The sequence below is a fragment of the Gordonia sp. i37 genome, assembly GCF_002043085.1.
Lineage (GTDB): Bacteria > Actinomycetota > Actinomycetes > Mycobacteriales > Mycobacteriaceae > Gordonia > Gordonia polyisoprenivorans.
The window spans coordinates 1-10,453 of the sequence record NZ_MVPX01000277.1; the positions used below are offsets into that span (position 1 = coordinate 1).

Below are 10,453 nucleotides of genomic sequence, written 5' to 3' on the forward strand. Positions count from 1 at the left end.
CCCGCCGCGAGACGTCGGTGGCGCGGCCACAACCGTTCGAGGGCCTGCAGCAGGATCGTCGGCGCCCGCAGCAGGGAGTACGGATCGGCCACCCCGGACAGATCGACGACGATGCGTTCCCAGGTGCCGCTGGTGGCCTCGTCGCGGATGCGCCGCAGCAGCAGGAATTCCTCGACGCCCGGCAGCGCGGCGAGTTCGGCGGCGTCGATGCCGGCCAGCGTGGCCAGCACCGGCAACCTCGTCTTGGCGCCCCGGATACCGGCGGTGAGCAACTCGGCGAACACCGCCCAGGTCTTCTCCAGCGACTCCAGCCGGTCCAGGGTCAACAGGTGTACGCCCGAGGAGACCGCGACGCTCGAGCCGGGCATTCGGAAGACCCCCAACAGATCCGGGGTCGGTGAGAGCCGGTCGACGGTGATCAGTAGGGTGTGGCGGTCCGGCCGGGCCAGCGGTGCGCGGGCGCGGTTACGACCGCGGTCACGACGCAGTGCTCCGGCGGCCGCGACCACGGAGATCCCGGAACCCCCCGGCCCCAGCACCACGTGGATGGGAGTGAGATCGATCAGCCTTCGACCCTCTTCTTCAGGTCGTTGAGGGCGGCATCGGTGATGGCCTTCTCGGCGCGCCTCTTGAGTTGCCCGATCATCGGCACCATCAGGTCCACCATCAGTGTGTAGGTGACCTTGCTCGAGCCGGGCACCTGTTGGACGACCTCGTAGCGGCCCCGCTGATCGCGTTGCAGGTCACTGGAGACCAGCTCCCACGACACCCCGGTGCCGTCGGCGTCCCACTCGTACCGCAATTCGTAGGTGTCGCGCAGCACCCCGGCGTCGAGCACAAACCGTACCCGGCGCGCGCGACCCGCCGAATCCCGTTCGGTGACTTGGACTTCGCGGGCCGCACTGACCCATTCGGGATAGTTGTCGAAGTCGGCAATCACCGCCATGATGTCGGCGGCGTCGGCGTTGACCACGATCGAACGTTCCGTGCGGTCGGCCATCACGCACCCGTCCGGCCGGACGCGGCCGCGGGCTCGCCGACGCCGCGACCGTCCTCGAGGACGTCCTTGCACTCGAAGGCCATCACCTTGCCGGCCACCCGGCGCTGCCGGTTGAGTTCGGCGAGCAGGTCCGCGCGCTCTCGGTCCGACCGCCCGCCGCCGACCACCGACGCGGCCGGTTCGGCATGCAGGAAGTAATGCAGGACGAAACCGTCGAGCACGGGCTCGCACCAGATCTCCATCGTCCCGTCGATCGGCCCCGACACGCGCCAGCGCACCCCGGCGGCCGCCCGGTCCTCGACGACCTCGAGATGCAGATCGGGCCACCATCGGCGCCACCTGGTCCGGTCCCCCACCACGTCGGCCGCACTCACCGGGTCCGCGGCGACGAAGGTGTCGTCGGCAACCTGAATGCTCGTCACGACTCCAGCTTCACATATCGGCGCGGCCGATCGGTAGGCAACGTCTGCTCCGGCATCGTCTGCACCGCACGTACCTCGCGGCGAACCCGATCGGCGGCGCAACGACCTCACCCGGTCCCGGCCCACCCCACCGCCTCGTGCCAACGGTCGTCGTTACGATGGTCAGGTCATCGTTGACGGTCGAAAGGTGCAGGATATGAGCGAGTACAGCGTTCCCGCGAGGTTCACCATCGAGGCCGATGAGAACGCCACCTCGATCATCTTCGGCATCGCCGAACGCACGCCGGGCCAAACCGTCTTCCGCCGCAAGGAGGGAGCGACATGGGAGCCGGTGCGCGCCGATGACATCGCCGCGCGGATCACCGCTCTGGCCAAGGGCTTGATCGCCTCCGGCGTACAGCCCGGCGATCGGGTGGCGCTGCTGTCGGCGACCCGCCTGGAATGGGTGCTGCTGGACTTCGCGATCTGGTCGGCCGGGGCGATCACCGTGCCGATCTACGACTCGTCGTCGAGCTCGCAGATCGAGTGGATCATGACCGACTCCGCGGCGTCGACGATCATCGTCGAATCCGACGAGCACCGGAAGCTCTACGAGGGCGCGAGTCTCGACCATCCGGTGCGGGTCCTGCAGATCGATCCGGCCGACGGGCCGGGCGCGCTCGAACAATTGACGACCGCGGGCGCCGAGGTCGACGACGACGAGGTCACCGAGCGTCGTGCGACGGTCCACGCGGGCGACCCGGCGACGCTGATCTACACCTCGGGCACCACCGGCCGCCCCAAGGGCTGCGAGCTGACACACGCCAACATGCTCTCGGAGGTCCGTGGGGTGCTCGAGGGCAACATGTCGCAGTTGCTCGCCCCCGGCAAGCGGTTGCTGATGTTCCTGCCGCTGGCCCATGTGCTGGCGCGCGCGATCACCCTGGTGGCCATGGAGGCCGGTGTCGAGGTGGGCTTCACCAACGACATCCCGGGCCTCGTACCGGAATTCGCGGTGTTCAAGCCATCGCTGATCCTCTCGGTACCCCGCGTGTTCGAGAAGGTCTACAACACGGCCCGCCAGAAGGCCCACGACGAGGGCAAGGGTCGGATCTTCGACATGGCGGCGGCCACCGCCATCGACCACGCTGCCGCCGCCGAACGCGGCGACGTCGGAATCGTGTTGCGCGCCAAGCACACCCTGTTCGACAAGCTCGTCTACGGCAAGCTCCGCGCCGCGCTCGGCGGCGAGTGCGAGCTCGCGATTTCCGGGGGCGGGCCACTCGGGTCACGCCTGGGATTCTTCTTCTCCGGGATCGGTATCCCGGTCTACGAGGGCTACGGCCTGACCGAGACGACTGCGGCGGTGACCGTCAACACCCCGGGCGCGGTCAAGATCGGCACCGTCGGGAAACCGTTGGCGAGCAACGCCGTTCGGATCGCCGAGGATGGGGAGATCCTGCTGCGTGGCGGCGTGGTGTTCAAGGAGTACTGGCACAACGAGGAGGCCAGCGCCGCCGCCATCACCGACGGCTGGTTCCACACCGGCGATCTCGGATCACTCGACGACGAGGGGTTCCTGAAGATCACCGGGCGCAAGAAGGAACTCATCGTCACCGCGGGCGGCAAGAACGTCTCGCCCGCCGGCCTCGAGGATGTCATCCGTGCCGACGCCCTGGTCTCGCAGGCCGTCGTGGTCGGCGATCAGAAGCCGTTCATCGCCGCATTGATCACCGTCGACCCCGAGGCCTTCCCGGCGTGGAAGGAACGCAACGGCAAGCCCGCCGACGCATCGGTGGCCGACCTCGCCGACGACCCCGACCTACGCGCGGCGATCCAGTCGGCCGTCGACGAGGCCAACAAGACTGTCTCGCACGCCGAGTCGATCAAGAAGTTCCGGATTCTCGGTGACGATTTCAGCGAGGAGACCGGCGAGATGACCCCGACGCTGAAGGTCAAGCGCAACGTGGTCGTCGACAAGTACGCCGGCGACATCGACGCGCTCTACGCCAAGCGCTGAGTCGCCCGTCGGCGCCGCCTGGGTCGTCGACACCACCGGCCGGAGCCGATCACAGCAGCTGACGTAGCCGCGCGGCCATCTGCGACCACTGCCAGTGGTCCTCGACGAATCGGCGTCCCTGACGGCCCATCTCGGCGGCGGCGTCGCGATCGGAGAGGATCCCGATGAGCGCGAGCGCGACCCCGGCGACGTCGGTGCCGTCGACGACGGTTCCGGTGACCCCCTCGCGGACGGTCTCCGGGGCGCCGCCGGAGAGGCCGGCGACCACCGGCACACCGCAGGACGACGCCTCCAGGTAGACGATGCCCAGGCCCTCGACGTCGAGGCCCTTGCCCCGGGTGCGCGCCGGCATGGCGAAGACGTCGGCGATGGTGTGGTAGGCGGCGAGTTCGGCGGCCGGGACCGGCCCGGTGAACAGGACGTGCTCACTGACGCCCTCCGCGTGGGCGATGTCGTGGAGCTTCTCGGCGTAGGGTCCGCCCCCGACGATCACGAGTGCGGCGTCGGCGATCTCCGATCGGATCAGCGGCAGTGCACGGATCAGGACGTCCTGCCCCTTGCGCGGCACCAGCCGTGACAGGCACAGGATGGTGGGTCGCTCACCGAGTCCCAGCTCGGCACGAAGTCGTCGGCGCGACGCAAGATCCGGAGCGAACCGGGTGACGTCGACGCCCGGCGGGAGATACTCCAATGCGGCACGCGGACCGAACGCCGACGCGAATCGGCCGCGGGTATAGCGGCTGACGTAGGTGATGACGTCGGTGTGGTTGCCGATGTAGCGCAGGATGCCGCGCGCCCCCGGGATCATCGACCACCCGACCTCGTGCCCGTGTGTGCTGGCGATGATGCGGCGGGCCCCGGCCCGACGCAGATATCCCGACAGCACCGCCAACGGCGCGGCCGCCCCGAACCACACCGTCGAGATGTCTTCGTCCCGAATGATTTTCGCGGCGCGACGAGCGACGAATGGGGTGGGCAACATCAGCGTCGTCGGATGCCGATAGACCCGGTAGGGTACCGCGGCGTCGAACTCCTCGTGGCTGCGTCCGCGCCAGCGCGGGGCGTAGACCACCACATCGTCCGGATCCAGCAGATCCACGAGATTCTGCAGGTAGGACTGGATTCCGCCACGCCGCGGCGGAAAATCGTTGGTCACCAGGAGCGTTCGGTGCGTCACGCCACCATCCTTGCCGATCTCATCGCAGTTCGGCCGTCAGCCACGCCCGCCATCGGGCAACAAACTGGGCCCGCGTAATACCCAGGGTGGCCGACAACGCGGCATCGGCGCGCGTGGCGTCGCTCGATGCACCCACCGCAACGTACAGCGCCCGCAGCCTGGGTTCGCCGAAAGTCGCCGCGACGAAGGTCGCCACCGACCAGGCCGACTGATAGGCCATCCGCGAGGACTCGGCGTCGACGGAGAACTGCTGATCGGTCGGCAGATCGGCCGGGGTGTCACCGGCCTGCACCGCGGCCGCGAGATCCGGGGCGGCATCGGCGGGACGTGTGTAGGTGCCCTTGCGCCCGACGTACTCGGCCACTCCCTCGGTGAGCCACATCGGCGCGGTGGTCGCGGTCTGCGCGCGGGTGGCGACGTGGGTGAGTTCGTGACGCAGGACCACGCCGAGTGCCGGTGCGGGCAGATCACGGGCCACCGGGGTGAGCAGGACACGCTGGCCCGTCACCGAGCCGGCGGACAGGTCGAGGTGGGCGTAGATGGTGGCGGCCGCGGCGGTGTCGGTGGCCGAGGCGGCCAGGGCGTGGAATTGGTCGTCGGCGGCAGTGCTCACCACCACCGAACGCTGGGGCCACCCGGTCCCCCAGAACGCCGATACCGCGGCGATCGCGCCGGGCAGCAGGGAACGGATGCGGGCAACCATCTCGGCGGTGGGGCCGGACGCCGTCGAACCAGGGGCCGCAGAGCCAGGAGCCACAGAGCCGGGAGCCACAGAGTTGGGGGCCGGTGCGCCGGAGGTGGCCGCGGAATCGTCGGCGCCGTCCGGATAGGACGCGATGACCGAGGTGCCACCCGCGGTGGGAACGTCGGCAACGGCCAGCGCCGGCAGGTCCCACATCTGCGTCGGCGGTGCGGGCTCACCGGCCAGGGTCGAGTCGCCGACCAGTTTCCAGGTGTCGTCGTAGCGGGCGGCGACGAGCTGGGTGTCGATCACCACCTCGTCCTCGTCGATGCCGGGGGTGCTCACACCGCCGAGCGCGACGTGCAGTTCGACCGGAGCCACCCAGGTGTCGGAGCTGCCCTGCTGATCCAGCCGTGCCTGGACGTCGGCGCCGACCAGGGTCTCGACTTCCTCGGTGGGAGCGAGCTGGTAACGGAACTCCTTGAGCTGCAGCCGTTTTCCGCGTCCCGGCGTGTCGGGGCGACGCACCGCCGACGACAGGTTGTCCTGTACGGTCTGCAACCGGGCGCGCAGCGCCGGATTGATCGACGGGTCGAGCAGCGCCGCGAGCTGATCGGGGGTGCCCGAGCGCAGCGCGGTCGACAGCGCGTCGAGGAGCTGTGTCACGCCCTGGGAGCGCTGGTCCAGATAGACGTTGCTCGTCGACACCGGTGCCGACGACGAACTCGTGCCGGAAACGACACCGTCACCGTCGCCTCCGCAGGCCGTGATCAGCAGTGACGTGACGACGAGCACCGCACCGGCGCTCGTGGTCACCCCGGTGCGCAGGGTCGCCCACCGCGGGCGGAGCCCGCCCATCGTCCACCGCGGGCGGAGCCCGCCCATCGCCCACCGCGGGCGGAGCACGCCCCTAGTACCGACGCGCGGAGTTGTACGGTCCCGCGTCGTCGATGGGGACGACCTTGACCGGCACACCGAAGGTGGAGGCGTGGATCACGTAGCCGTCGCCGACGTACATGCCGACATGCGTGGCGTCGGGGTAATAGATGATGAGATCGCCGGGCTGCAGATCCTGGCGCGAGACCGGCGTGCCGCCGGCGAGTTGCGCCTCACTGGATCGCGGCAGGAGCTTGCCCGCCTGCTTGAACGCCCACACCATCAGGCCCGAGCAGTCGAATGAGTCGGGGCCGGTGGCGCCCCACACATAGGGATCGCCGATGCGGGTCAGCGCGGCCTGCACGGCGACGAGTGCGGGGGCTGTCCCGCGGGGTACGGCTGCGGGGTCGAAGTCGAAGCGCGGCCCCGCGAGCGCGGCGAGCTGCTTACCCGTCAGGCTCTGGTAGATCACCCGGATCTGGGCGGCCTGTAGCTGCAGTTCGGCCTGCTTCTTCTGCAGATCGCCCCGTACGCGTTCGGCGTCGGAGACCGCGCGGGTGGCTGTCGAGGCTGCCGTATTCGCGGCGTCGCGGTCCGAGACGGTTTGGGCGCGCACCTTTTTCAGCGCCGACAGATCGGCGGCGGCGCGACGCGAGACCATCTCCAACCCGGACATCTGGTCGAGCAGGGTCTGGGGCGAGTTGCTGGTGAGGACGGCGTAGAGCCGGTTGGACCGGCCACCCATATAGCTGATGCGCACCAGCGAATCGAAGCGCGTCTGCAGCTCGTTCAGCGACACCTGGGAGCGGTCGAGTGAACTCTGTGCGGCAGCGGCGGCCTTCTTGGACTGCGCGACGATGCCACGCTGTTTGTCGTACTCGATCTGCGCGTTGTGCATCTGTTCGGCCGAGGTCTCGGCCTCACGGCTCAGCGAGGTGTAACGCGCCAGCAGCTGATCCGCCGATTGCGGCGGGTCGGCCACGGCATGCGGCGTCCCGAACACCGCACCGATCTGCGTCAACGCGACCGCGAGCACCGCGATCACGGTGGTCAACGCCAGGCGCGCCGATCGGTTGGGACCGATCGCCGATCCGGCTCCCACGATTGTCACCACATTCCCCTTGCCACTTCCCCACCGACCCGGGCTCGTCACCTCTGCCTCAACCGGGCGTCGTAGTCCTCGACGCGTTCGGGCGAATCGCGCTGTGCGCGATCCGCCCGAATACATGCTCACACGTTCTCACCGAGAGCGGGATCAGTATCGGCGAACCCCGGTCAGCGACCATGCGTTGACCGACGCCTTCTGCACCGGGACACCCTCGGTGGAGGCGTGGATGAACTGGCCGTTGCCGATGTAGAGACCGGCGTGGCTGCCACCGTTGAAGATCAGGACGTCGCCCGGCTGCGCGTCGGCGTAGTTCACCGCGCGTCCACCGCCGAGCTGGCCGTAGCTGTCGCGCGGGATCGTCTTGCCGGCCTGCTGGTAGGACCAGTAGACGAGACCGGAGCAATCGAAGGCATTGGGGCCGGCGGCGCCGTAGACGTAGGGCGCGCCGATCTTGGTTTCCGCGGCACGAACGGCCTTCTCGGCAGCACTCTGCACCGGGGCGGTGATGCCGCCACCACCCGGGCGGAACTGGTTCGGAACCTGATTCTGATCGATGCCGGGCACCGTGAACTTGCCGAGATTCGGGATCTCGATGGTCGCACTGGGCGCCGGAGCCGGTGCGGCAAGGGCCGGACCTGCGGCTACGGCGAGCGAGCCGACGGTCAGCGAGCCCGCGATCATCGCCTTCTTGGCGATGCCTCCGCGATTCGGCTGTTCCAAACGATGTTTGGCCACGAAACGAGTTCTCCTTTGGTTCTCCCTTGACCGCCTACCGAGTTAGCTGTCGGGTTCGGGCCGAGAGAATGGCCCTACGCGATCCGGACACAACTGTGTCCAGGGCGCGACTCACCCCAATCCGGATTGCTCCGAAAACGTGTGGTTCCCCGGTTCGTCCGTCGGACGATTGAGCGGTGATCTCCCCAGACCGCTTCGGTTTGAAGCGGGACGCTCTGTGAAGGTCTCGGAAAGGTTACGAAATCGGATGCGTGTCTGTCCACTAGGGGACAAAGGGCCCGATTCGCGGTGACGGCTAACCGGCTCGCAGAATCCGCAGACCCGGGCGCGAACCGGGTCCGCATGCAGGGCCGATGGCAAGTTTTGCCGATCGTGCAGACGCCGTGCTCACCATCGAAGCAGCAGCGAACACATCGACCGCGGAGCAGATCTCGGCGTCGGAATCCCCCACCTCGCGGGCCACCCGTCGACCACCGAGATCGTCCCCATCACCGCTGGTCACAGGCTCTACGAAGAGGTTCATCATGCAGCCGTCACACGCGCGGTGACGGCCCGGGCAGCTGGCGCAGTCGATGTACATTTGTGATCTCCATCTCACTTGCTGTCTGTCGGACGTGTCGGCGGGCGATTCATCCCGGTCCGCCCGTCCCGGCCCGTTGTGCAACGGGCCGGGCGAGCTCCGGTGTCGACCACCGCAGCCGACAGTAGAAGTGGCCACCGACAGAATCGGCGCGCCGCCGACGACGGGCCCGAGAACACACCGATCACAGCAGCCACTCGCACCCCAGCCAATGCTGTCGGTGGGTCGAACTAGTGTTCGCGGCGTGGTGGTTGATACGGCTCAGCTCTCCTTCGCCGACCTCGGCGCAGGAGCAGACACCGACGACGCGGGCTTCGGCGAGCAGTCCCTGTTCGATACGACGATCGTGGTGGTCGACCTGGAGACGACGGGGGGCGATCCGGCCCGCGACGCCATCACCGAGATCGGCGCGGTGAAGGTGCGCGGCGGCGAGGTGCTCGGTGAGTTCGCGACCCTCGTCGACCCGCAGCGGTCGATCCCGCCGCAGATCGTCGCGCTGACCGGGATCACGAGCGCGATGGTCTACGACGCCCCACAGATCGGGGAGGTGTTGTCCTCCTTCGTCGAGTTCGCGCGCGGATGCCTGCTGGTGGCCCACAACGCGCGCTTCGACATGGGATTCCTGCGCCACAACGCCGCGCGGCTCGACCTGGCCTGGCCGTTCCACACCAGCTTGTGCACCGTCCGGCTCGCGCGCCGCGTGCTGACCCGTGACGAGGCCCCCACCGTCCGTCTCGGTGCCCTCGCCGACCTGTTCGACGTCTCGGTGCGTCCGACGCACCGGGCCCTCGACGACGCCCGCGCCACCGTGGAGGTCCTGCATCGGCTCCTCGAGCGCATCGGCAACCAGGGGGTGCGCACCTACGCCGACCTGACCGCCTATCTACCCCGCGGCAACCCCCGCCTGCGCGCCAAACGCCATCTCGCCGAAGGACTTCCGGCACGACCAGGGGTCTACCTGTTCCGTGGACCGTCCGCCGAGGTGCTCTACGTGGGTACCGCGACGGATCTGCGACGCCGGGTGATGTCGTACTTCAACGGGTCCGACCCACGACCCCGGATCGCCGAGATGGTCAACCTCGCCGTCCGCGTCGACCACGTCGAATGCGCCCACGCACTCGAGGCCGGGGTCCGCGAACTGCGGTTGATCGTCGCGCACACGCCCGCCTACAACCGGCGCTCCACCCGTCCCCACCGTGGCTGGTGGATCACGCTGACCGGCGAGCGATTTCCCCGACTGCAGATCACCCGAACCCCCGGCACCGACTCCGTCGGACCGGTCGCCAATCGCAACCGCGCCGCCGAGATCGCGGAGCTGATCTCACGAGCCGCCGGACTGCGCACCTGTCGGGCCCGGATGCCGGTCGCCGCGACACACCATTGGTGCCGGCCCCCCGCCGACGGTGGCGACGTCCTCGGCGGGTGCGCCGCGGCCACCGACCGTCCACTGACGGTCACCGACTACGTCGGCCGGGTACAGGCCGCCCACGATCTGCTCTCCGGCCGCGACTCGGCTCTGTTGTCAAGGCTCATCGACGAACTCGATCGGCTCACCGACGCGCAGATGTTCGAGACCGCGGCACGTCACCGCGATCGCGTCGCCGCGACCATCGACACGCTGGCACGCTGTCAGCGACTCTCGGCGCTCTGCCGGATCGCGGAGATCGTCGTCGCCCGGACCGACGGCGCGGGTGGTTGGGAGTTGGCCGTGATCCGACACGGTCGGCTGGCCTCGGCCGGGCACGCCCGACGGGGCGTGGCCCCCATGCCGGTCGTCGACGCGTTGGTCACCTCCGCGGAGACGGTGCTACCCGGGGAAGGGCCGCTGCTGGGTGCGTCCCCGGAGGAATCGGCACTGCTGTACCGGTGGCTCG

Annotated in this window: 9 protein-coding genes and 1 riboswitch; of the genes, 2 read left to right on the forward strand and 7 right to left on the reverse strand. The window is 68.9% G+C overall.

The features are described from left to right. The 3 genes from B1964_RS13495 to B1964_RS13505 all read right to left on the reverse strand — a co-directional run. Positions 1-539, reverse strand: a 539-nt coding sequence (locus B1964_RS13495; RefSeq protein ID WP_290440699.1) for an ArsA-related P-loop ATPase, incomplete at its 3' end; no start/stop codon positions are given. Positions 540-562: 23 nt separating this feature from the next. Next, positions 563-1,000 carry an SRPBCC family protein gene (locus B1964_RS13500; protein WP_006370531.1) on the reverse strand — a complete coding sequence of 146 codons (438 nt, stop codon included), beginning with the start codon at positions 998-1,000 and terminating at the stop codon, positions 563-565. Further along, positions 1,000-1,422 carry a hypothetical protein gene (locus B1964_RS13505; protein WP_006370532.1) on the reverse strand — a complete coding sequence of 141 codons (423 nt, stop codon included), beginning with the start codon at positions 1,420-1,422 and terminating at the stop codon, positions 1,000-1,002. Before B1964_RS13505 ends, B1964_RS13500 begins: the two co-directional genes overlap by 1 nt. 196 nt (positions 1,423-1,618) lie before the next feature. Here B1964_RS13505 and B1964_RS13510 point away from each other — a divergent pair, with 196 nt between their 5' ends. After that, positions 1,619-3,421 carry a long-chain fatty acid--CoA ligase gene (locus B1964_RS13510; RefSeq protein ID WP_026920048.1) on the forward strand — a complete coding sequence of 601 codons (1,803 nt, stop codon included), beginning with the start codon at positions 1,619-1,621 and terminating at the stop codon, positions 3,419-3,421. A gap of 49 nt (positions 3,422-3,470) precedes the next feature. Here B1964_RS13510 and B1964_RS13515 read toward each other — a convergent pair whose 3' ends face one another. From B1964_RS13515 to B1964_RS13530, 4 genes are all read right to left on the reverse strand, one after another. Further along, a complete protein-coding gene (locus B1964_RS13515) occupies positions 3,471-4,598 on the reverse strand; it encodes a glycosyltransferase family 4 protein (protein ID WP_006370534.1) in 1,128 nt (375 codons plus the stop codon). 19 nt (positions 4,599-4,617) lie between these two features. Further along, complete coding sequence (locus B1964_RS13520; protein WP_253193993.1) at positions 4,618-6,165, reverse strand: hypothetical protein; 1,548 nt, start codon at positions 6,163-6,165, stop codon at positions 4,618-4,620. A gap of 25 nt (positions 6,166-6,190) precedes the next feature. Beyond that, positions 6,191-7,270 carry an NlpC/P60 family protein gene (locus tag B1964_RS13525; RefSeq protein ID WP_006370536.1) on the reverse strand — a complete coding sequence of 360 codons (1,080 nt, stop codon included), beginning with the start codon at positions 7,268-7,270 and terminating at the stop codon, positions 6,191-6,193. A 141-nt stretch (positions 7,271-7,411) separates the two neighbouring features. Then, positions 7,412-7,999 carry a C40 family peptidase gene (locus tag B1964_RS13530; RefSeq protein WP_006370537.1) on the reverse strand — a complete coding sequence of 196 codons (588 nt, stop codon included), beginning with the start codon at positions 7,997-7,999 and terminating at the stop codon, positions 7,412-7,414. A gap of 16 nt (positions 8,000-8,015) precedes the next feature. Continuing rightward, positions 8,016-8,185, reverse strand: a riboswitch (cyclic di-AMP (ydaO/yuaA leader). A gap of 605 nt (positions 8,186-8,790) precedes the next feature. Between B1964_RS13530 and B1964_RS13540 the strand changes: the two genes are divergently transcribed. Further along, positions 8,791-10,453, forward strand: a 1,663-nt coding sequence (locus tag B1964_RS13540; RefSeq protein ID WP_079930116.1) for a DEDD exonuclease domain-containing protein, incomplete at its 3' end; no start/stop codon positions are given.